This window comes from Sphingobacterium sp. UME9 (genome assembly GCF_014170215.1).
Classification (GTDB): Bacteria; Bacteroidota; Bacteroidia; order Sphingobacteriales; family Sphingobacteriaceae; genus Sphingobacterium; species Sphingobacterium paramultivorum.
The window spans coordinates 1-22,996 of sequence record NZ_LZZP01000001.1; the positions used below are offsets into that span (position 1 = coordinate 1).

Genomic DNA, 22,996 nt, shown 5'->3' on the forward strand with positions numbered 1-22,996 from the left:
TCTGGTGAACCTGTTATGCCGCCAGGTGTACGGCAGGGTAGCTACGTCTGGAATAGATAAGCGCTGAAAGCATCTAAGTGCGAAACTAGCCACGAGATGAGACTTCCTTATAGGGTCGTAGAAGATCACTACGTTGATAGGCCATAGGTGTAAAGGTTGAGAGACCAAAGCCAAGTGGTACTAATAGCCCGAAGCTTTCTCAAGCAGACAGACACTGTTGTCTTCCTCTTTAATTTTTGAAACAAACAGAAACGAACCTCTTTCAATAGCTATGTCATTTGGCATGAATAACATGATATCAATCATGATAATGTCAATAAAGATTTTTAGGTGCCTATATCGGCGGTGTCTACCTCTTCCCATTCCGAACAGAGCAGTCAAGCCCGCCAGAGCCGATGGTATTGCCGTAACAGGTGGGAGAGTAGGTCGGTGCCTTTTTTTACACGGAAGCCCTTGCTGGAAACAGTCAAGGGCTTCTTTCGTTTAAATACTTCCGTATTTCCATGTACAGGCTATTGCCTATCCTCCGCCTATCGGTTATCGCAGCACGTGGCCGTCGGTGAGCCCGGTCCATCGGAAGCTGTTCCGCAATTGTCGCTATCCTGCAACTGTCACTGTGCTCAGTGGTAATGGTACACCGGTCATAGCAGACGGTCATGTAGCCTCTACTGTGCTCCGGTGCTATGCTGCACTGTCGTAGCCAAGTGGAATTGCCAAACTCAGGCTGAGCTCATATTCTTTTAATAAGTGGCTTTTCTACAGTGGTTAACTAAATTATGCTATAACAGTACACAGAAGCCAGTTCAAGCTAATCCCACTACCGATTCTTTTCAAAGAGTCTTTAGCTCACTTGCTATAGGCGAATAGTGCAATGAGTCTGCAGATTAAGGTTTGCTATTCTGATGAGGTTTGATGCACTATAGATACAATTCACTTCGTGCCGATAGTCTCGATGTTTTTGGGATAAATTCGTGTATATGTAACAGTGATTCTAACCCATATTGCCATTAAAACAAGGTATTAAACTGCAGGAAATGTGACTACGGTCACTTTTGATGTCTGATCTAATTGTAAAAAGTATCTTTCAAGATCTCTATTTTCCCTAAGTCATTTACAACCAATGGTCGAAATTGCTAACTAATCCTTTTAATCGGGTAATAAAAAAGTGACGTACATCACTTTTGTACGCATTGTCCATCATTAGATTGTCATAAATTGCTGCTTATTTTTGAATCAGAATCAACAATTTAAGTAATGCAGTTAGAGCAATTTAATTACGACAATAAGATTGTCAGGAATTTCGGAATCGCTACCATTATTTGGGGGATAGTTGGTATGACCATAGGATTGCTTGTGGCAACGCAGCTTGTTTGGCCCCAGATGAACTTTGGATTGCAATTTACAACATTTGGCCGTGTACGTCCTGTGCATACCAATGCGGTGATTTTTGCTTTCGTAGGTAATGGTATTTTTATGGGAGTTTATTACTCCTTACAGCGGGTGCTTAAAGCAAGAATGTTCAGTGATGCTTTGAGTAAGCTCCATTTTTGGGGTTGGCAATTAATTATTGTTGCCTCGGCTATTACACTCCCACTCGGTCTTACTTCAAGCCATGAGTATGCCGAAATGGAATGGCCTATTGATATCGCAATTACCCTCATTTGGGTCGTATTCGGAATCAATATGTTCGGTACTATTATCAAACGACGCGAACGTCACATGTATGTCGCTGTTTGGTTCTATATTGCCACATTTGTTACAGTAGCCGTATTGCATATTGTTAACTCCATCCAATTACCTGTAGCTGGCTGGAAAAGCTATTATGTCTACAAAGGCGTACAGGATGCGCTGGTACAATGGTGGTATGGTCACAATGCAGTTGCTTTTTTCTTGACAACTCCTTATTTGGGAATGATGTATTATTTCCTTCCTAAGATGGCCAACCGTCCAGTTTACTCTTACAAGTTAAGTATTCTTCACTTTTGGTCTTTAATCTTTATTTATATCTGGGCAGGTCCTCACCATTTGCTCTATACGGCGCTACCTGGTTGGGTACAGTCTTTAGGGGTTGTATTCTCCATTATGTTGATTGCTCCGAGTTGGGGCGGTATGATCAATGGCTTGTTGACATTACGTGGTGCTTGGGATAAGGTACGGACAGAGCCTATGTTAAAATTCATGGTCGTGGCCCTTACTTGTTATGGTATGGCGACTTTCGAAGGCCCTATGTTATCCTTAAAGCAGGTGAATGCAATTGCTCACTTTACCGACTGGATCGTAGCACACGTACACGTAGGTGCATTGGGATGGAACGGCTTTATGACATTCGGTATTCTGTACTGGTTGATACCACGTATTTATAAAACGGAGTTATATTCTAAAAAGTTGGCATCAACGCACTTTTGGATAGGTACCTTGGGTATTTTGTTCTATGCGATCCCGATGTATTGGGCAGCTGTAGTACAAGGCTTGATGTGGAAAGAATTTACACCGGAAGGGGTTTTGAAATATCCAAACTTTCTTGCGACAACATTGGAAATTTTGCCAATGCACATGATGCGTGCACTAGGTGGTGCACTTTATCTATCGGGCGTGTTCCTGATGACGTTCAACTTGATCAAAACTATGCAAAAAGGGAAGCTTTTGGCCAATGAGCCTGCAGAAGCTCCTGCATTATTGCCGGTTCAAGTAAACGAACAGTCTCAACACCGTCGCCTTGAACGTAAGCCAATTTTATTTATGGTACTGGCTCTTATTGCCATCCTCATCGGGGGTATGGTGGAGATGGTGCCGACTTTTACAATTTCTAAAAACGTTCCAACGATTGCGAGTGTAAAACCTTATACAGCATTGGAACTGCAGGGAAGGGATCTCTACGTGAGAGAAGGTTGTGTGAACTGTCACACGCAAACTATTCGTCCATTTAGATCCGAAACCGCCCGCTACGGAGAGTATAGCAAGGCGGGAGAGTTTGTTTACGATACACCGTTTTTATGGGGTTCGAAGCGGACCGGACCGGATCTGCATCGCATCGGTGGAAAATATCCAAATAAATGGCACTTTGATCACCTGTTGGATCCGACGATTACCTCGCCAGGAAGTATTATGCCAACATATCCTTGGTTAATCGATCAGAAGCTGGATAATTCTATTCTGCAAGATAAAATGAAAGCATTACGGAAATTGGGAATCCCCTATACCGATGCGGAAATTGAACATGCTGAGCAGGATCTTACCAAACAGGCACAAAAAATTGCCGATGATCTAAAACAAAATCAAGTGAATGTGTTAGCTGACCGTGAGATTATAGCTGTAATTGCATACTTACAGCGATTAGGAACAGATATAAAAGCAGCTCCAAAAGTAGCTGATAATGTTAACGCAAATCAATAAAGCCATGTTTAAGCAAATAACAAATCTAAACGGCAGTGAGCTTTATCTAATTGCATCACTTTGGATCTTCTTGGTGTTCTTCATTTCAGTAGCAATAATGTTGTTTCGAATGAAAAAAGACTATGTTACTTATATGAAGGAATTGCCTTTGGAAGAAGATGAAACAGAAAAGGAACTGAATCATTCACCTGAAAGTCTATAATATATGAGTTTATTATTGGATACTGCACCAGCTACCGCAGAAGTTGTTCAATCTACGATAGGATTCGGTACAGATAATTTATACACAGATATCTTAATTGTTGTATTGATCGTTGTAATGCTGGCTCTTCTTGCTTCGGCATTGATGGTCAATCGCGCGATGAAATCCATCATTAAGATTACCATGCCTGAATTGGCCAAGGAGGAAAAACTCAAAAAGGCGGCGAATAAGGGCTGGATGAAAAGGTCGTGGAACAAGATCATGGGTATCAGACCGATTTCAGAAGAAAAGGATATTGTCATAGACCATGAGTATGATGGTATCCGCGAATTGGATAATCCGATTCCGATCTGGTTTAATTTCCTTTTTTATGGAACGATTTTTTTCGGCCTTGTTTACTTATTTGTATATCAGGTGTCGGGCATCGGAATGAACCAGGACCAGGAGTATGAACATGAGATGGTCGTTGCCGAGAAAGAGCGTCAGGCTTATCTTACCGCTTCTGCGAGCAATGTAGACGAAAGTAGCGTGGAGTTTCAGCCGGAAATGGCAGCTGATGGAAAAGCGATCTTTACTGCAAACTGTGTCGCTTGTCACGGTGGTAGTGGCGAGGGAGGCATCGGACCTAACTTGACCGATAAGTTTTGGCTACATGGTGGTGAGATTAAAGATATCTTCAAAACCATTAAGTATGGTGTTCCTGATAAAGGAATGGTGCCATGGGAGCAAACTTTAAGTCCTGCACAAATCGCACAGGTTGCCAGTTATATTATCACCTTAAGGGATACAAACCCTGCTAATCCAAAAGCTCCGCAAGGTGATGAGGTGACCTATGGCGGTGGCCAGGCTGCAAGCGGAGAGAAGGGGGCAGATGAGAGCAAAGCAGATCAGGCTGAAACAGATAAAAAAGCAGAGTAGTAAATTGAAATAGCAATGAGTACAGTAGTCGTGAATAATGCCAATAACGGTGGATCTAAGTCAAAAAAAAGACAATGGATTTATGCCAAAAAACCGCAGGGAGAGCTTTACAAAAAGAGACAGTGGGTTGGGTATTCACTACTGCTGTTCTTGTTTGTAGTTCCTTTTATCAAAATAAATGGTGAACCGTTTCTCATGTTCAACATTATTGAGCGAAAGTTTTCCATCTTAGGAAATCTTTTCTATCCACAGGATCTCTACATATTCGTATTCGGCATGTTAATCGTGATGGTATGTGTGGTTTTGTTTACTGTTGTCTTTGGACGGGTATGGTGTGGATGGACTTGCCCCCAGACCATTTTTTTGGAATTAATATTTAGACGAATTGAATATTGGATCGAAGGTGATTGGCAACAACAAAAGAAATTGGATGCTGGACCAAATACGGATCAAAAACAATTGAAAAAATTTTTGAAACATGGTATATTCCTGATCATATCATTTTTCATTTCAAATATCTTTTTGTCTTATATCATCGGTGTTGATGCACTGATGAAGATCATCACTGATCCATTGGACCAACATATTGGTGGATTGATATCAATAATCATATTTACATTAGTTTTTTATGGCGTGTTTGCGTATGTCAGGGAGATTGTATGTATTGCAATTTGCCCTTATGGCAGATTGCAGGGCGTACTCCTCGATGACCAAAGTATTACTGTTGCATATGATCATAGACGTGGAGAGCCAAGAGGAAAACAGCAAAAGGATGCAATGACGACACATGGAGATTGTGTAGACTGCAAACTCTGTGTACATGTATGCCCCACGGGAATTGATATTCGAAATGGCCTGCAATTAGAATGTGTAAGCTGTACGGCCTGTATAGATGCCTGTGATGCTGTCATGGACAAAATTGGAAAGCCTAAAAAGTTAATTGGCTTTTATCCAATGGGTGAGATTGAAGGAACACTGAAGAAAAAAAGCAATACGAGGGCAATAGCCTATTCTATCGTGTTGGTTGCATTAATGTCGGTCTTTTGTTTTCTATTGTTCAATCGTTCTCAGGTGGATGGAAGATTGCTCCGGGCAAAGGGAAGCACCTACCAACTTCGTGATGATAAGACAATAAGCAACCTGTATTCTTTGGAATTGATTAATAAGTCTGGTAAAGAAATGCCTTTTAAATTGGTCTGTGATGATCCGCGTTTAAAGATTCAACTGGTCAATCCTATTCAAAAATTGAGTAAAGATGGGCATGCGACACTGAGCTTTTTTCTAATTATCGCGAATAAGGATGTTGAGACCTATAAAAGTAATGTAAAATTAGCTATCTATTCGGGAGATAAGAAAGTGGAGAGTTTAAAAACCACTTTTATAGCACCTCCGGGTATGAATTAAATTGAAAAACAATGAATTGGGGTACAAAGATTTTTTTAACCTTGGCGGTATTTATGTTGTGTATAGTCGGAGCAGGAATATACATGGTGAGTCACGATTCGGATAGTCTGGAAGAAGATGACTATTACGAGCAGGGACTGAATTATGATCAAGCTTACGATAAAAAGCAAAATGTATTGATTATGAAGGAATCACCGACAATTGAAATCAGGCAGGATACCTTGTATATTCATTTTGTCTCCAAAGAAAATATAGGGAAATTGCTGTTTCGAAAACCTTCGGATAACCGATTGGATAAAGAATTACCATTTCAGACAACCAGTAATTTATATACACTGCCCATTTCCACGTTCGATAAAGGAATGTGGAATTTGTATATTGACTGGAAGAGTGTAGGTAAAGATTTTTTGTTTGAAGAGCATATTTTATTTTAGTTTAAGGAAATGAGCTATACCTATTTTGCATTTTTCATGGGATTGTTTGGAAGCATACATTGTGCGGTAATGTGTGGTCCATTAATTTTTGCTATTGAAGGAAGGCAGGGTTTTGGTTGGAACGTTTTCTTAAATAAGATACTGTATCAATCCGGTAGGGTACTGACTTATGGTTGTTTAGGACTTTTACTCGGTACGATCGGGACATTTGCGCAGATTCAAGGTTGGCAGCGAAGTTTGAGCTGGGCCACAGGTATTATTCTGATCGGAATTGCTTTATTCCAGCTTATTGGTAAGCATAATCGGAAAATCGCTAGCTGGCAGACGAAGGCTGTGCAGCCAATTGTACGCTTATTGTCGAAATGGCTCTATAAACCGGGGGGGAGTTTTATTGCCGGCGTACTGAATGGCTTATTGCCCTGTGGTATGGTCTACATGGCACTCATGTCGTCCATAAATGCAGACAGCCCACAGCAAAGTTTCTTTTTTATGTTGTATTTTGGCTTAGGAACTATCCCGCTATTGTTTGTGTTTTCTTTTTTGGGAAATTTCTCCAGATCTTTCAAAATCGGATTTTCGAAATGGGTTCCCTTTCTCTATTTCTTATTGGGAATATGGTTTATACTCCGGGGTGCCAATTTAGACATTCCTTATTTAAGTCCATTCATTCATGTCGATGGTGCAATAAACTGTGTTTAACGACAAACAATATGTCGATGCTAAGTATTATATTTGGTAAAACCCTTAGCACACAATATGGAGGTACTTCATCATATTTTACAGATTGCATTAGAATATTATTGGATTCCCTTACTCATCCTTTATATTGGTGTAATCGGGACGATTTTGATCGAAAACCGTAATCCTTCCAAGACCATTGCCTGGATTATGGTCATTGTTTTCTTACCTGTCGTTGGTTTGCTCAGTTACTATTTCTTTGGTCAGAAGTTTAAGAAGGTCAAAAGGATGAAACGCGTGTATCGCGAGCAGTCCAAAAAGCTACTGGATGCCTGGCGTAAGGAATCCGAAATTATGGAGGAACATATTGATACGTTAAATGAGCGGATCGGTAGTTTGGCCATGGTGTACCGCTACCTTAAAAATCAAAAGATCTCTACATTTTCCCTCAACAACGATGTAACCCTGTTTATCAATGGGGAAGAAAAATTTCCGGTACTTATTGATCGCCTTAAAGCTGCGCAGCATTCCATTCACATGGAATATTATATCTGGGAAATGGATGGAATAGGGCAGGAAATCTTACATATTCTAGAAGAAAAAGCAAAAGCTGGGGTCACCGTACGTCTGATATTGGATAGTTTTGGTGCTCCTGATGTAATTAAATATTTACGGCGGCATAAACCCGATTTTGTGTTTCAAGCTTTTCTTCCAGTAACCTTCAGTTCCTTAGCGAATAGCAACTACCGAAATCACCGCAAGATAGCGGTGATCGATGGGAAAATAGGCTTTGTCGGCGGAATCAATATTTCAGATCGATATATCAATAATGGAAAAAATGAGGTTTATTGGCGGGATACAGCTATGATGGTTGTCGGCGCGGCCGTAAATACGTTGCAAATCCAGTTTTGGAACAGCTGGAACCAGACAGATGCGGAATCGTTTGAATTGGGCCGAGGTTATTTAAACCGATTTCCACTTACCGATGAAGATGCGAGTGGAGTAGGATTTACAGCCAGTGATCCTGGATCGCCAGCGCCCTTCAATATGGAAGCAATTATTGCCGGTATCAACGAAGCAAAAGAATATGTACAGTTGTGTACGCCATATTTTATTCCCAGCGATCAATTGACGACCGCTTTAATGCTCGCGGTATCTTCAGGTGTCCGTGTGGACTTGATGTTGCCGGCCCAGTCTGATTCGTTTTTTGTACAGCATGCCTCATTCTCATTTATAAAACCACTACTGGAAAGAGGAGTCAATGTATACCTCTATACAAAGGGATTTCTGCATGCCAAAACCATCTGTATTGATGGGAAGCTTGCCTATATCGGTACGACAAACTTAGATATCAGAAGTTTTTATATCAATTTTGAAATCTCGGGAATTGTCTCGGATAAAGCGCTTTGCGACCGTCTTAATGCGCAATTTTTGGCTGATATCGACTTATCAGATCTGATTACAATCCGAAAATGGATGCAGCGAAGCCGCTGGAAAAGAGGAGTTGATTCAATCTGTAGGCTTTTGGCTCCATTGCTTTAAATTATTTTTAAAGAGTCGGTAATAACCCTATGAATAGGTATAATAAATGTTAAAAATACCCTAATAGGGTTGGTCTTTGCTCAAAATTGAATATATTTAGCTATTCATTTTTTATTCTAAGACTTTCAATGAAGCACATAAAACTATTGACTTTATCGATAGGACTGTTAGGAATGGGGACCACTTATGCCCAGACTACACCTACGTTGCCTATTAATACGATCGTAGAACGAGTTCAGAAATATTTTCAGGTCTACCCAGTTGAAAAGGTACATTTACATTTCGATAAGCCATATTATGCGGTGGGGGATACCCTCTGGTTTTCGACCTATTTATCCCGCAATTTGGCCGAATATGAGCCGAGTAAAATAGCTTATGTGGAAGTACTGAACAGTCGTGATTCCCTGATTCAGACACTAAAAATTCCATTGGATAAAGGGGTAGGAAATGGGCAGATTGTACTTGATCCTCAATTTATGTCTCAGGACAATTATCGATTTAGAGGTTACACAAAATGGATGGCCAACTTTGATAATGCCTACTTTTTTAATAAGGTGGTGCCAATCGGTGATGTTATCAATAAGAAATTGATTACGAACATTGAATTTCAAAATAACATTGGTGGCAATAAAACCCAAGCTGTCATACAGTTCCGCGATCGTACGGGAAAGCCGATGATCAATTCAAAAATCAATTGGGAGTTTGTCTCGGGATGGGAAACGTTCGACAAGGGTAAAGGTGAGACTGATGGTCTAGGGAAAGTAACGATAAATTTGTCTGCGAAGGAAAAAGCAAATTTGGAGAAAGGACAATTGAAGATTAGCATTCAGGAGAATAAAAATGAAAAACCTTTGTCTAGTTCTTTCTTGCTAAAAAATGCCTTGTGGGATGCAGACGTGCAATTCTTTCCTGAAGGGGGAGATATTATCGCTGGATTGGCAAAAAAAGTGGCATTTAAAGCCCTCGGATCCGATGGGAAAGGTCTAAAGGTAAAAGGAAATATTTTAGATTCTAAGGGTAAATCTGTAGCAGAGTTTGCGGACTTCGGAACTGGAATGGGCTATTTTTCTCTTCTGCCGCTCGCAGGAGAAAATTATCAAGCAGTTGTGAAGTTTGAGAATGGACAGGAACGCAAATACAAATTGCCGGCTGTTGTCAATGACAAGGCAAATGTTGTTTTTGTAAAACAGGATGCCACAAATGCTGAGTTTGCCGTGGTAACCAGTGAAGAGAATTTTTCAAAAAACCAGGGGCAATCCTATTATGTTTTGGTTCAGTCGAATGGACATCTCTGTTTTGGCGCGCAAGTGAATTTAAAATCTTCATCAGCATTGGTCAATATTCCGAAAGAGCGTTTACCAAATGGTATTGTCCAGGTAACTTTATTGAGTCCTGATGGAAAGCCTCTCAGTGAGCGTCTGGCATTTGTTCAAAGTGAAAAGCTTTTAAATATTCAGGTTACGAGCGATAAGCAAAGTTATAAGGCCAAAGACTTGGTCAATCTTAAACTTGCTGTAGACAACAATGGACAGAAGTTCCCGGGAAGCTATTCAGTAGCTGTAATAGACGAATCCAAAGTTCCTTATAATGATCAGGCAGATCTATCGATTGTGAGCAACTTTTTATTGACTTCGGACCTCAAAGGAAATGTAGAGAACCCAAATTCATATTTTGATGAAAAAAATCCCAACCGGGATAAAGCTTTGGATGCTTTATTAATGACGCAGGGCTATCGTCGATTTGACTACCCGACGCTTATATCGGAGAAGTTGCCGCAGATTAGTTTTCTTCCTGAGCAAGGAATCGAATTGTCAGGTATACTTCGGATGAATACGGGACGTCCTTATCCAAATGGTGGGTTACTTTTATCGGTACCTTCCCGTAATATTAAGAAGGACGTTTATACGGATCAAAATGGACGATTCACATTTAAAGATCTTGTGTTCCCGGATTCGTCCAAAGTAACGGTTAATGCCCGATCGAATGACAATTACCGAAGCTTGGTTATTAATATGGACCAGAGCTTTTACCCCGAGATCGATAAGAATAATGGCTATAAGAGTTATTTTGTACCTAATATAGACCAAGCTTTTGCTCCTTATTTGGCGAATAGCCGAAAAGAATATCGAAAATCGATTCTCTTGGATGAGGTCGAAGTGACGGCGGTAGTGAAGAAAGTAATCACCAATAAAGATTTTCCTTCTATTTCGGGGCTGTCCATGCCGGAACACCGTATTGAACCCGAACGTTTGACCGGTTGTAACGTGTTGACCATGTGTCTTCAAACGGTATTGACGGGCATTACTTATGATCCACAGACATTGAAATATTATGTTTCTCGTGATTATAATGCGGGTGGGCGTACACCTGTTCAATTCTTTCTGAACGGTATGGCTATTGATGAGCCCGGATTGAATAGCATTAATGTCGCGGATATCGAAGGTATCGAAATCTTCTTACGTGATGAATTGGGTACAGTCTCCAGAATGTATCAAAATAATGGTGTTGTGTCAATCTATACGAAGAAAGTGGAAGCGAAGAAACCACGGATGTCATTGAGTGAGATTGAAAGCTTATTGCCTAAATCAAATGTAATCGATATGTATCCATTGGGATATATTAAAGAGCGGAAGTTCTATGTTCCAAAATATGATACGCCGGAAAGAAAGGCTGCAAACGATTTGAGAACGACCATTTACTGGAATCCGAAAGTCTCGATCACAGAGACCGGGGAGGCTGCCATTCAGTTTTATAATGCCGACGGAAATGGAAATTACAAGGTAATCGTCGAGGGAATGGATCAAACAGGGAATATCGGCCGTAAGGTAATAAACTACGGTGTTCAGCCTTAAACCTTGTATATAGGAGTTGATCAAAAAAACACCTCCTTGATGGGCAAGGAGGTGCTAACTAACCAATTATAAACCTAAATTATGAAAAGTATTTTGTCGCTATTAATAGCGCTAATCTTCTTATTTATAAAGTATATTTCAAATCCTATGCCAAATAGTGTTTATAGCACTTTTGGCAGATTTTTAGTTGACTTTTTTGATCAGGCTATTTATTCAAGTGGAAATAACAGGGTCTACAACGTGGTTCATAAGCGTCTTTTTCACCTAAAAGTACGGTTTCCGTATCCTTGGTCAGGCGATAGGAATAATTCGCTGGAGCGCCACATTGCATGCAAACCGCATGTACTTTCGTAACGTGTTCGGCTACTGCCATTAGATTGGGAATTGGGCCAAATGGTTGCCCTTGAAAATCCATATCGAGCCCGGCAACAATTACCCGAATACCACTGTTTGCCAATTTGACACACACCTCTGTCAAACCGTCATCAAAAAATTGTGCTTCATCGATTCCGACAACTTGGGTAGATGAACTTAAGAGTAGGATCGCTGAAGAATGATCAACGGGTGTTGACGGGATGCTATTACTATCGTGAGAAACGACCAACTTTTCATCGTATCGTTTGTCAACAGATGGTTTAAAGATTTCGACATTCAGACGTGCATATTGTGCTCGTTTTAGCCTGCGAATCAATTCTTCTGTCTTGCCTGAGAACATCGAGCCACAGACAATTTCAATGCTACCATATTGAGCGGGGCGCAAAGCCAAATTATGTTCGGAAAAAAGCATTTGATTAATTTAATTTTGTCGGAAGGTCTGCAAATAAGGTGATTTTTGTAAAATGACCTCCCATTATATTCTGTTTTTGACACTGCTAATATCAGAATTAAATATTAAATTTGGGTAGCAAAAAAGTGAACGTAAATCCAAATATTTCTAAATCAAAGGATTGAGTTTTCCACTTTTCGGTCGGTTGAAGGTATAAGTATTATAAATGATTAATTGGTGATTTCAAATAGAATTATGGGTACTAAAGAGGAAATTTTTAATAAGATAGGCGATTTATTACAGGATTTAAATGGACAGTATCTAAGCTTGTCAGAGCAGGGGAGTTTGTCCGAAATTAACGAATTAGTAACACTGGAAGCGAAAGCTCAGGCTGTGGCAGCATACATAACTTTACTCAAGACCAAGGCTGTTCTTCAGGAAGGTCAATCGCAGCATGCTTTAAGTACTGCTGCCTTGGACAGTAAGAAGATTGCTTTCAACGATTATTTTACCCCACCTTCTACCATTAGAACATCAGCGCAACAAGTTGTTGCTGAACAGCCTCAAAAAGAGGTTCAAGACGCTCAGCCAGTTGAAGATTTCAGCCGTGGAAATGAAGAAAGCATTGTGGTAAATGAAGAAACTATCGTGGCGGAAAAAGAAGTCCCATTTGTTTCTGAAAGTGAACCTGCAAAATCGGAGGAACCTAGTCCTGAAATTGTTGAACCTGTCATTCCTCCAGTTGCTGCAATTCCCCCGGTTTTTGCAGCTGCCCCAGTGGAGGAATTAGCTTATCAGGCAGAAAAGGACGTCACTGAGCAAGTCGAAGAACCGACTGTCTTCGTTACAGAAGTAATCGAAGAACCAAAAGAAGTCGTTATTGAACAGCCGCAAGAAGTTTTTATTCAGGAAGAAATCAATACGGTCATTGAGGAAGCTCCAGCGAGACCATTGACCTTAAATGAAATTATCTCTCAACAGAAACAAGCCGGCGTGCAGAATCGTGTTTATCAGGTGAATCAATCTGGACATACCGATAAACTCACGGATATTAAAGCAGGGATAAGCTTAAATGACAAACTCTTATTTATTAAGGATTTGTTTAATGGGTATAGTTTAGCGTATAGTGAGGCTGTCGAATTATTGAATAGGTTTACAAGCTACGCAGAAGCGGACGCATTTTTGCAGACAAATTATGCTATTAAAAATAAATGGGCAGATAAGCCGCATACCGTTGAAAAATTATACGACGTCCTGCGCAGAAGATATAACTAAAATCATAAAACATAAAAAAAACAGCTCTTGTTCTACTGGAGCTGTTTTTTTATGCCGATATTTTTGGTTTTTTAGCTTAGTTGAAATTGTAGCCAATCGTTCCCTTCATGACCATATACAAAATACTTTGGCTGAAGAATTTCGGCTAAGGATTCGAGTTCGCTCAAGTAATTGTATCCGGGAATCTTTGCAAATTGTTCACTGGTCATAATAAAGACCTGATCGAGCTCGATAGCTTTGGATGATGCGATAGCTGCCGTATTCAACAATTGTGGAATTTGGATAAATGTCTGTTCCCCATGGCCGATGACAATGATCTTATCGGCTTCATTTTCTGTCGTAACTGGAATACCACCTGCAATTTTTATAGCTTCCTGCAGATAGGCAGAACGATTTATTTCAAGGGGCTGTATTTGGTCCAGTACCAATACCTTGGGTCTGTCTGTAGCTGAAATAAACTTAAGTTTATGGATTAGAATACTTGTTTCGTCTTCAATTTTTTCAACCAGTTCAACTGTTTTATCGATGGCATCGAGATCAGTCCCGATACGTTTGATATAGGAGACCATATCATCGATGTCGACAAGTTGAGGGCGATCTGAAATCAATGTGTCGTAGGTTTCAGCTGGAATAGCTGCCGGATTTAGGTCCAACTGGTCCAAAATATGGGCGACTAGTTTTTCTTGATTGCTTTGCATGTTGCAAAAATACAAAACCTTCCTGACTTCGCAGACACCAAGAGCAATGAAAGCGAACTGAAGGTTCTTTCTGGCCAATAAGATCAGACACTTTCAGAAATAAAAGGGAAGCATTGGCGAAAGTAAATTAGCAATAGTAGGTATGCACAGATTTTTGTAAATTGGCATCAAATAAATGATATAAATATGTTTGACAAATTATTTCAAGCCCAGCAAAAGGCGGAGGAAATCAAAAAAAGATTGGATTCAATTTCTGTGTCTGGTGAAGCGGAAGGTGGTTTAATCCGTGTGGTAGCGACAGCAAACAAAGAGATAAAAGAGGTTACCATCGATCCTATATTTTTATCAAACGCAGATAAGGAAGAATTGGAGGAGTTACTTGTGGTTGCTCTGAATAAGGCAATTGCTCAAGCTGAGAATATCAGCCAGGCAGAAATGCAGGCAGCAAGCAAGGATATGTTGGGTGGACTAGGAGGACTAGGCGGATTATTTAATCAATAGCGATATTATCATGAAAGCAACTTATTACGGACAATCATGTGTGGAGTTTGATTTTGACGGAACGAAGGTTCTTTTAGATCCATTTGTTACGTATAATCCACTTGCAAAAGAAATCGATGTAAATACAATTAAACCGGATTATATTTTTTTAAGTCATGGACATCAGGACCATGTGGCAGATATGGCGACGATTCAAAAAAACAGTGGTGCCACTGTTTTAGCGATTGTTGAAACTGCAGGCTGGGTGAGAAGACAGGGAGTACCTGATGATAAAGTTATCGAGTTTAACTTGGGCGGAACAGTTCAACTGCCTTTTGGTTCGGTAAAGATGGTATATGCCGCACATACCAATAGTACACCTGATGGTCAATACGGTGGGTTTCCTGTAGGTTTCGTCTTTAATGTAAAAGGCAAGCGAATTTATTTTGCTGGAGACACTGCGTTAACCATGGAAATGAAATTGCTGGCAGACATGAAGCTGGATTGGGCATTTTTGCCTATTGGTGGGCATTATACAATGGATGTGGACGATGCAATTAAAGCTGCTGAATTTGTGAATTGTGCTCGGGTTGTTGGTATCCATTACGATTCATTTCCGCCAATAACGATCGATAAACAACAAGCTTTGGATAAATTCCAAAATGAGGATATTTCATTGTCATTGCCGGAAATCGGTTCGACATTTGAGTTATAAACAATACAACAAAAAGCCGAGCTAGCTCGGCTTTTTGTTGTATTGTTTTCCTGATTTTATGCAGATCTGCGTTGTGTCCATTAAGATATGACAATCTTTTTAAGATCTTCCAGGCTGAAAAGAGGGATATCGATGATTTTATTCTTCAGGATTTGTTCTTTGTTTTCTTCAAAATAGAACAGCTTCCATTCCCCATTTTTATATTCTAAACTACTGAGGTTTTCAATCCAGTCCCCTGAGTTCATATAGGTGCAGGTTCCTTTTCGGGTAATAACTTCTTTGATTTGAGGTTGATGGATGTGTCCACAGATAACGAAATCGTAATTTTTTTCAATCGCTAGTTCAGTAGCTGTATGTTCAAAATCCGATATATACTTGACGGCCTTTTTAACAGAGTTTTTGATCTTTTTAGAAAGAGAGTATTTCTCCTTACCCATTTTATCCAGGCAATAATTAATGATATTATTGAGCTGGATTAATTTGTCATATCCCCATCCACCCAGTTTGGCCAACCATTTAGAATGATGAATGGATGCGTCAAAAACATCCCCATGAAAGATCCACACTTTTTGATTATTGAGTGAGAGAAGTAGTTTATTGCTCAGCTTGATATTACCTAATTTTAGATCGGTAAATTTGCGCAACATTTCATCGTGGTTGCCCGTGATGTAATGCACTTCTGTACCAGAAGAGCTCATGTCAATAATCTTTTTGATGACTTTGAGATGTTCCTGTGGGAAATAGCTTTTTTTAAATTGCCAAATGTCTACGATGTCTCCATTGAGTATCAGTATTTTGGGAGATACGGACTCTAGGTAAAGTAAAAGCTCTTTAGCTCTACTACCGTAGGTACCTAGGTGTAAATCTGAGATTACAAGTATATCAAGGCTTCTTTTCATTTGCAATAAATTTGTTTATTCATCTATGTCTACAAAGATTTATCAACCTTTGTTGATTTTGTTGTCTGTCCGTCTTTTGAGGACTATATTTCACCTTTGACGGATTTGTCTGAAATGAATCGATCATGAACGATCTATTTTACCGTTTTTTGTGTTATTGTATGCCACGATTTTTCATTCAATAAATCTGTTATCTTCTTTTACAAAAAAAAGATACTTTTATTTTGTACCGATGAAATTCCTGTTATTAAATCATTAAAATATCTTGTAAAACGGTATGAATTAGTTTATTGGAAATTAATATTAGCAGGAAATTTTCGTTGAGGAGACGACCAGAAAGACAATGGATTGGGGTAAGAGCCACAAAAAAAGGTATCCAATTTTATTGAACACCTTTCATTATGTTAAAGATTATTTTTCCTTTTTATTTGGCAGTGGCTGCCGCTCTATCGATGTGGAATTGTACTAAATCGTCAATAGGGGAACGTAAGATCTTACCTACTTTCATTCCATATTGCTCAGCTTTTTCAGCTAATACATTTCTGAAATTATAACCTACTGAACCGATACAGTTGAAAGTATAACTTTGATAATTAGGGTATTTGCTAACAAGGTTTCTGAAAAATGCTTCAAAAGCTTCATCAACGATATTGCGTGTGTATTCGATATTTACATTGTTGTCATAGACAAATTTGCTAAAGCTAGCACAGAAACGATTTGGCATAGGTTTGGTATAAACCGCGTCCATAATTTCATCTTTTGTCATTTTATACGTGTTATAGAATACCTCTTTAACATCTTTAGGCATCAAATTACGAACATAATCTGCCAGTAATTTTTTACCGATATAACTACCAGAACCTTCATCACCTAAAATGTAAGCACCTGAGTCGATGTTTAATGTGATTTCTTTGCCGTCGTAGAGACAAGAGTTTGTTCCTGTTCCTAAGATCGCAGCGAATCCGGCTTGAGTTCCTAATAATGCTCTTGCTGCTGCAAGAAGATCGTGTCCTACTTCAACTTCAGCTGTCGTAAATACTTGTTTTAAGGCATCAACTACAATTTGTGCTTTTTCCTTGTTATGAACACCTGCACCATAATAGTTTACTTCTGAGATTTTTTCAAAAGGTAAATCTTGCGGTAGTCCTTTTTTTAGGGAGTTTACAATGTATTCACTATCAACAAAATAAGGGTTATATCCTTCTGTGTTGAAGTAGATTTTTTTATTCGAATCGTCTAACAAACACCAGTTTGTTTTTGTTGATCCCCCGTCAGCAATGATTATCATTATTGAGTAGTTTTAATTGTGTTTATCGTTATAAAATGAGTAATCAATTCATTAATCAATTCCCCGAAAATACATTTTTTAATTTTAAATATCATAATTTATCCACGTATTTTTCAAAAAATAAATTTTTGTACTTTGGTGACTATATAAAAAAACTGGCTTAACGATATTGTAAAGCCAGTTTTTGAGCTGTGTAATAAAATTGTTTAAATAGTGTACTATTTACAATTAGTGAGGGGTGTTAATGCCCCCCTTCAGCCTCTATTTCGTCAATATTGATTCCTTGTTTTGTTAATATTCCCTTAACAAATATCGCAAAGAAAACAACATAACAGAATCCGATTAATGGTAGAATATACGAATTATGAATGCCGATAATATCCGCTAATTTTCCTTGAATCGGAGGAAGAACACCACCACCAAGAATCATCATGACAAGAAATGCCGAACCTTGAGCTGTATATTTACCTAAACCTACAATGGATAAACTGAAAATCGAAGACCACATAATTGAACAAGCAAGACCGCCTGATAAGAAAGCATAGATTGCAATAGTACCCGATGAGAATAGGCCAATTAACATCGCTATGATTCCAAATAATCCGAAAATAATCAATGTACGAGCAGGTTTTTCTTTACTTAGGTAGAATGCTACAATCTGAAGAAGAATACATACTACGTAATAATAGAGATGCGACATTTCAAATCCTGCAAGCGTATTGACTCCGATGATAATGGAGAATGCAATCAGAGGCACGATAATCAATAATCCATTTTTAGCCGATTTACTCAAGTTAAAGGCTGTAATTGCACCGGCCCAACGACCAATCATCATACTCCCCCAATACATGGATACATAAGGTGTAATTTGCGATGATTGCAAGTGACCAAATTCCTTCAATGTCAATAATTCGCCGAGGTTACTACCGATAGCAACTTCGATACCGACATAGATAAATAGGGCGAGCATACCCAAAGCCAATTGTGGATATTTCATCGCACCCCAGCCTTCTGGATTTTTTTGCGCGCTCTTATTGGAGAACAATAAACCACCGATCACAACGACCAATGCTCCGGCCAACCATAACATACGTTGCATTTCGAGTGGTTTGGCAACTTCTTTAATGTGCAATTTGAGTTGGTCAATCTGAACCTGATCCGTTAAACTTGAAACCTGTTTGTGTAACTGCTCTACCTGCAAGGCTAAGTCACTCTTGTAGCTTAAAAAAACTGGTGTGAACATACCAAAAAGTAGTACGGTCATAATGATCAATGTACGTAAAGCTTTATTAGCCTTTTCCATCGGTTCATCACTAATGCCGGCAGGAACTTTTTTACTGAAATTAAATAATGCTGCAGCAAGCAGGAACAATAGACCAACACCTATGTAAAGATACACAACCTTGTTTAGAGGAAGATTGGCGATCTCGGAGTCAGAAATAGGTTCAAAAGTTCCGAATAAGGAAAATCCGATAACAAGAGGTCCTATTGTTGTACCAAATGAGTTGATACCACCGCCTAGGTTCACGCGGGAAGCACCCGTTTTTGGATCGCCCAATAAAACGGCAAATGGATTTGCTGCAGTTTGTTGTAATGAAAAACCAAGGGCTACAACGAATAGTCCCAACAACATACCAACATACAAATTTACTTCGACAGCAACAATCATGGCTGCTGCACCCAAGGCCGAGAAAAGTAAACCGTAAACGATACTCTTTTTATATCCCCATTTTCCAACCAGGTCCTTTCCTCCGATTGAACTGAAAATAAATAGTAACAATGCACCAATATAATAGGCTGTATAAAAAGCAAAGTCTATTAACTGGGATTGAAACTGGTCTAAATGAAAGTAATTTTTGCAGAACGGTATAAAAACACTGTTCCCTGCCGCAATGAACCCCCAAAAGAAAAACACAATAATCAATGTGTAGAGTGCGGGGTAATTGGTTTTAGTTTGTTGCTGTTCCATATAAGGGATCTAAAAACTTAAATTTTGAAAGGTACGAACTTATGAAAAAAAATATAAAATTCAATCTAAAAATGTTGTTAAATCGTTTTACTAGCTACAATAGTAAATATTTTTTTTGAAATATTTTGAAATAACAAAATTTGTTTTTTTCTTTGTCTAGGTTCTCAATATTTAATCCACTTCGGGTTTAAAAGAAATCATTAAGTTCTTCATCACACTTAATCATGGAAACTTGTTTAAGTGTGTAATCAGAATTCAGAAAAAAGCTCAAAAAAAAATCCAAAAATCATACACAACACATTAATGGATATTAACGAATTAAACGCTAAACTCGTATCGGAATTGCGCGAGATTGCTAAATTGATCGGTATCGCAGATGCTGATAAATTGCGTAAACAAGAATTAATCGAAAGAATTAGCAATACTGGTGGGGAAGAGGAAGCAGCTCCAGCGCCAGCTGAAAACGCAGCTAAAGTAGAGGAAGATAATCAAGAACATGCTGAACGTACACGTAAACGTGTCCGGACTGTAAAAACAGCGGAACCTGTCACGGTAAGAAAACGTGAAGTTTCTGAGCATGACGAAACTCCGGTTGTAACCGAAGATGCTCCATCAGCAGATAAAGGTCCCCAACCTGAAAAAGCAACACAAACTCCTAAAGCAGAAAACACTTCTTCAAGTACAGATTTCGATAATGTGATCGTTAATGAGGGTGTATTGGAGATCATGCCTGATGGTTATGGCTTCTTACGTTCATCAGATTATAACTATTTGACTTCTCCTGATGATATTTATGTATCACAATCTCAGATCAAATTATTTGGTTTGAAAACGGGAGATACGGTACGTGGTTGTATCCGTCCACCTAAAGAGGGTGAAAAATACTTCCCTTTGGTACGGGTTGAGGCTATCAATGGGCAAAATCCTGCTGAGGTTCGTGACCGTGTGCCATTTGATTATTTGACACCATTGTTCCCTGATGAGCGTTTAAATTTGGATATGGGCGTTGGAAATTACTCTACGCGCATCATGGATTTATTTACGCCTATAGGTAAAGGTCAACGTGGATTAATCGTTGCTCAACCGAAAACGGGTAAAACAAACTTGTTAAAAGAGGTTGCAAATGCTATTGCAAAGAATCACCCAGAAGTTTATTTGATTATCTTATTAATCGATGAGCGTCCTGAGGAGGTTACTGATATGGCGAGAAGCGTACGCGCTGAAGTTGTTTCTTCGACATTTGATGAGCCAGCTGACCGCCACGTGAAAATCGCGAATATCGTGCTTGAGAAAGCGAAACGTATGGTAGAGTGTGGACATGATGTCGTTATTTTGTTAGACTCAATCACAAGATTGGCTCGTGCATATAACACGGTTGCGCCTGCGTCAGGTAAAATTTTGTCAGGTGGTGTGGACGCTAACGCTTTACATAAGCCAAAACGTTTCTTTGGTGCTGCCCGGAATATCGAAAACGGTGGTTCATTGACAATTTTAGCAACAGCATTAACAGATACAGGTTCTAAAATGGATGAAGTTATCTTTGAAGAATTCAAAGGTACAGGTAATATGGAATTACAGTTGGATCGTAAGTTGGCTAACAAACGTATCTTCCCTGCGATCGATATCACAGCTTCCAGTACACGTCGCGATGATCTATTGACTGACAAAGATACATTACAACGTATTTGGGTACTTCGTAACCACTTATCTGATATGAATTCTACAGAGGCCATGGAATTTTTACAAGGTCAATTGCGTGGAACTAAATCAAATGAAGAATTTTTGATCAGTATGAATGGGTAATCCCATCAAATTTTGATATTTTAGCCATCATTTTTAATCGAATGATGGCTTTTTTATAAAATAGATCCTGTAAATGAAAAAACATATCCCAAATCTACTGACTTGCCTAAATTTATTTAGTGGCTGTATCGCTGTATTGATGGCATTGCAAGGCAATATTCAAGTGGTTACTATTTGTGTCTTTGCGTCCGGGATATTCGATTTTTTTGACGGAATGGTGGCGCGGCTTCTTCATGTTAAATCGCCAATCGGAAAGGAGCTTGATTCGTTGGCCGATATGGTCAGTTTTGGTTTTTTACCTGGGACAATCATGTTTACCTTATTGACAAAGGTATTTCCTGATGGCTCTCTGTTGCCTTATTTAGGGTATATCATTACTGTTTTCTCAGCCTTACGTTTAGCAAAGTTCAACCTGGATGAGCGTCAAACTTCTGATTTCATTGGTTTGAATACGCCAATGAATACATTTTATGTGCTTTCATTGCCTTATATCGCAGACAAGTACCCGCAATTGGTTTTAAATCCGATTGTATTAATCGTTAGTATTCTTCTAACCAGTTATCTTTTGGTGAGTGAAATTAGGTTGTTTTCGATGAAATTTAGTTCGATGGACTGGAAAACGAATAAGTTTCGCTTTATATTTTTGATCTTGACGCTGATCTTGTTTGTTGTTGGTCAATTTATGGCTTTACCGATTATTTTAGTTTTATATTTCCTATTGTCGGCATTGCATTTCAATAAAAAAAACGATCTGGTTTAGATCGTTTTTTCATATTGTTCCAATTCAAAAAGGAGCTCTTTCATTTCGATATCTATAATATCAAAGGTGGCCTGAAGCCCCTCGAGAGACTCCTCATTTTTTGCATTGGCCTCTAATTCCTCAAATTTTTCTTTTAAGTGAAAGGCACCGATATAGTCCATTGTCGGTTTGATATGATGGGCTGTATCACCAATCTTTTGAAGATCACCTTCAGCCAGCGCTTGTCGGAGCTTGTCGAGATCTACAGGTGTTTGAATAAGATACATGGATACAAATTGTTTGATTAATTCGTGGTTGTCAAACATGTTTTGGCGGATCAGTTCAATGTCGATATGGTTCATCGTCGCTAATTTTCTTTACAGGTAAGTCGTCTGTGCATTTATCCAATAAATATACGTTATTTTTTTTGTAAACGGGGTGGATATAGTCAGGGGCTATTTCTACTAATGGTTCGAGCGTGAACCTCCGTTCGGCGATGTAAGGGTGTGGAATCTGCAGTGAGGGCAAGTCGATGATTTCCTGGTTAAAGTAGAGAAGGTCGATGTCAATTACTCTTTCTCCCCATTTTTTGAAACGTATACGTCCTAATTCTTGTTCGATATGTTGTGTTAGATTTAAGCATGCCAAAGGCTGTAACTCGGACGCTACTAAAACGACCTGATTCAAAAAGGCCGGTTGGTCTTCAACTCCCCAAGCCGCTGTTTCATAGATCGACGATGCTTCAATAATTGCTCCAACGTGTGTTTCAAGTTGTTTTCTTGCTAGATCAAGCTGTTGAAAACGGTCTCCAAGGTTAGTGCCCAAAAGTATATAAATCTTATTCATAATGCTAAATTAAGCTTTTGTTGATTTTAACGGGAAGAAATGCGGGTATTAATTGTAGGTGAAAAAGTGAATTTCTGTCGGCCAGAAGCCCTAAT

General features: G+C 39.1%; 19 protein-coding genes and 2 rRNA genes. 14 read left to right on the top strand and 7 right to left on the bottom strand.

Going from position 1 to position 22,996, the window contains the following annotated elements; translation table 11 throughout:
• The 9 genes from A9970_RS00005 to A9970_RS00050 all read left to right on the top strand — a co-directional run.
• Positions 1–204, top strand: a 23S ribosomal RNA gene (locus A9970_RS00005); the annotation flags it as partial.
• 122 nt (positions 205–326) lie between these two features.
• A 5S ribosomal RNA gene (rrf, locus tag A9970_RS00010) occupies positions 327–438 on the top strand.
• An 816-nt stretch (positions 439–1,254) separates the two neighbouring features.
• Complete coding sequence (gene ccoN, locus A9970_RS00015; RefSeq protein WP_153846102.1) at positions 1,255–3,393, top strand: cytochrome-c oxidase, cbb3-type subunit I; 2,139 nt, start codon at positions 1,255–1,257, stop codon at positions 3,391–3,393.
• Positions 3,394–3,598: 205 nt separating this feature from the next.
• The gene (locus tag A9970_RS00025) at positions 3,599–4,513 is read left to right on the top strand and encodes a cbb3-type cytochrome c oxidase N-terminal domain-containing protein (RefSeq protein WP_182980900.1); all 915 of its coding nucleotides are present in this window, start codon (positions 3,599–3,601) and stop codon (positions 4,511–4,513) included.
• 15 nt (positions 4,514–4,528) lie between these two features.
• Complete coding sequence (gene ccoG / locus A9970_RS00030; RefSeq protein WP_182980901.1) at positions 4,529–5,917, top strand: cytochrome c oxidase accessory protein CcoG; 1,389 nt, start codon at positions 4,529–4,531, stop codon at positions 5,915–5,917.
• A gap of 11 nt (positions 5,918–5,928) precedes the next feature.
• Entirely contained in the window at positions 5,929–6,351 is a 423-nt protein-coding gene (locus A9970_RS00035; RefSeq protein WP_182980902.1) for a FixH family protein, read from the top strand.
• Between the two features lie 9 nt (positions 6,352–6,360).
• Positions 6,361–7,050, top strand: a complete 690-nt coding sequence (locus tag A9970_RS00040; RefSeq protein WP_182980903.1) for a sulfite exporter TauE/SafE family protein — start codon at positions 6,361–6,363, stop codon at positions 7,048–7,050.
• Positions 7,051–7,107: 57 nt separating this feature from the next.
• Positions 7,108–8,571: a cardiolipin synthase gene (cls, locus tag A9970_RS00045; RefSeq protein WP_153846107.1), complete on the top strand. Its 1,464-nt coding sequence runs from the start codon at positions 7,108–7,110 to the stop codon at positions 8,569–8,571.
• 128 nt (positions 8,572–8,699) lie between these two features.
• Entirely contained in the window at positions 8,700–11,423 is a 2,724-nt protein-coding gene (locus A9970_RS00050) for a carboxypeptidase regulatory-like domain-containing protein (RefSeq protein ID WP_182980904.1), read from the top strand.
• Positions 11,424–11,628: 205 nt separating this feature from the next.
• Here A9970_RS00050 and A9970_RS00055 read toward each other — a convergent pair whose 3' ends face one another.
• The gene (locus A9970_RS00055; protein WP_075991734.1) at positions 11,629–12,210 is read right to left on the bottom strand and encodes a thymidine kinase; all 582 of its coding nucleotides are present in this window, start codon (positions 12,208–12,210) and stop codon (positions 11,629–11,631) included.
• Between the two features lie 234 nt (positions 12,211–12,444).
• Here A9970_RS00055 and A9970_RS00060 point away from each other — a divergent pair, with 234 nt between their 5' ends.
• Complete coding sequence (locus tag A9970_RS00060; protein ID WP_159729073.1) at positions 12,445–13,464, top strand: hypothetical protein; 1,020 nt, start codon at positions 12,445–12,447, stop codon at positions 13,462–13,464.
• Between the two features lie 71 nt (positions 13,465–13,535).
• On the opposite strand, the gene A9970_RS00065 is transcribed toward A9970_RS00060, so the two are convergent.
• Positions 13,536–14,162, bottom strand: a complete 627-nt coding sequence (locus A9970_RS00065) for a hypothetical protein (RefSeq protein ID WP_159729071.1) — start codon at positions 14,160–14,162, stop codon at positions 13,536–13,538.
• A gap of 186 nt (positions 14,163–14,348) precedes the next feature.
• Here A9970_RS00065 and A9970_RS00070 point away from each other — a divergent pair, with 186 nt between their 5' ends.
• Together A9970_RS00070 and A9970_RS00075 are read left to right on the top strand one after the other, a co-directional pair.
• Positions 14,349–14,663 (top strand): YbaB/EbfC family nucleoid-associated protein, encoded by a 315-nt coding sequence (locus A9970_RS00070; protein ID WP_182980905.1) that lies wholly within the window; start codon positions 14,349–14,351, stop codon positions 14,661–14,663.
• 10 nt (positions 14,664–14,673) lie between these two features.
• Positions 14,674–15,357, top strand: coding sequence for a metal-dependent hydrolase (locus A9970_RS00075; protein WP_075991738.1), 684 nt, complete (start codon positions 14,674–14,676; stop codon positions 15,355–15,357).
• A gap of 80 nt (positions 15,358–15,437) precedes the next feature.
• Here A9970_RS00075 and A9970_RS00080 read toward each other — a convergent pair whose 3' ends face one another.
• The 3 genes from A9970_RS00080 to A9970_RS00090 all read right to left on the bottom strand — a co-directional run bounded on the left by A9970_RS00080 (position 15,438) and on the right by A9970_RS00090 (position 19,513).
• Positions 15,438–16,256, bottom strand: a complete 819-nt coding sequence (locus tag A9970_RS00080) for a UDP-2,3-diacylglucosamine diphosphatase (protein WP_046671898.1) — start codon at positions 16,254–16,256, stop codon at positions 15,438–15,440.
• Positions 16,257–16,680: 424 nt separating this feature from the next.
• Positions 16,681–17,544 carry an N-acetylglucosamine kinase gene (locus A9970_RS00085; RefSeq protein WP_046671899.1) on the bottom strand — a complete coding sequence of 288 codons (864 nt, stop codon included), beginning with the start codon at positions 17,542–17,544 and terminating at the stop codon, positions 16,681–16,683.
• Between the two features lie 241 nt (positions 17,545–17,785).
• The gene (locus tag A9970_RS00090; RefSeq protein WP_075991739.1) at positions 17,786–19,513 is read right to left on the bottom strand and encodes an MFS transporter; all 1,728 of its coding nucleotides are present in this window, start codon (positions 19,511–19,513) and stop codon (positions 17,786–17,788) included.
• A gap of 303 nt (positions 19,514–19,816) precedes the next feature.
• On the opposite strand from A9970_RS00090, the gene rho reads away from it, so the two are divergent.
• Positions 19,817–21,316, top strand: coding sequence for a transcription termination factor Rho (gene rho, locus A9970_RS00095; protein ID WP_153846113.1), 1,500 nt, complete (start codon positions 19,817–19,819; stop codon positions 21,314–21,316).
• A 73-nt stretch (positions 21,317–21,389) separates the two neighbouring features.
• On the top strand, positions 21,390–22,076 hold the full coding sequence (gene pssA, locus A9970_RS00100; protein ID WP_120334919.1) for a CDP-diacylglycerol--serine O-phosphatidyltransferase: 687 nt from the start codon (positions 21,390–21,392) through the stop codon (positions 22,074–22,076).
• On the opposite strand, the gene A9970_RS00105 is transcribed toward pssA, so the two are convergent.
• Entirely contained in the window at positions 22,073–22,417 is a 345-nt protein-coding gene (locus A9970_RS00105; RefSeq protein WP_153846115.1) for an Hpt domain-containing protein, read from the bottom strand. The genes pssA and A9970_RS00105 overlap by 4 nt on opposite strands.
• Positions 22,398–22,901: a 2-amino-4-hydroxy-6-hydroxymethyldihydropteridine diphosphokinase gene (gene folK / locus A9970_RS00110; RefSeq protein WP_182980906.1), complete on the bottom strand. Its 504-nt coding sequence runs from the start codon at positions 22,899–22,901 to the stop codon at positions 22,398–22,400. Before folK ends, A9970_RS00105 begins: the two co-directional genes overlap by 20 nt.
• Between the last annotated feature and the right edge of the window lie 95 nt (positions 22,902–22,996).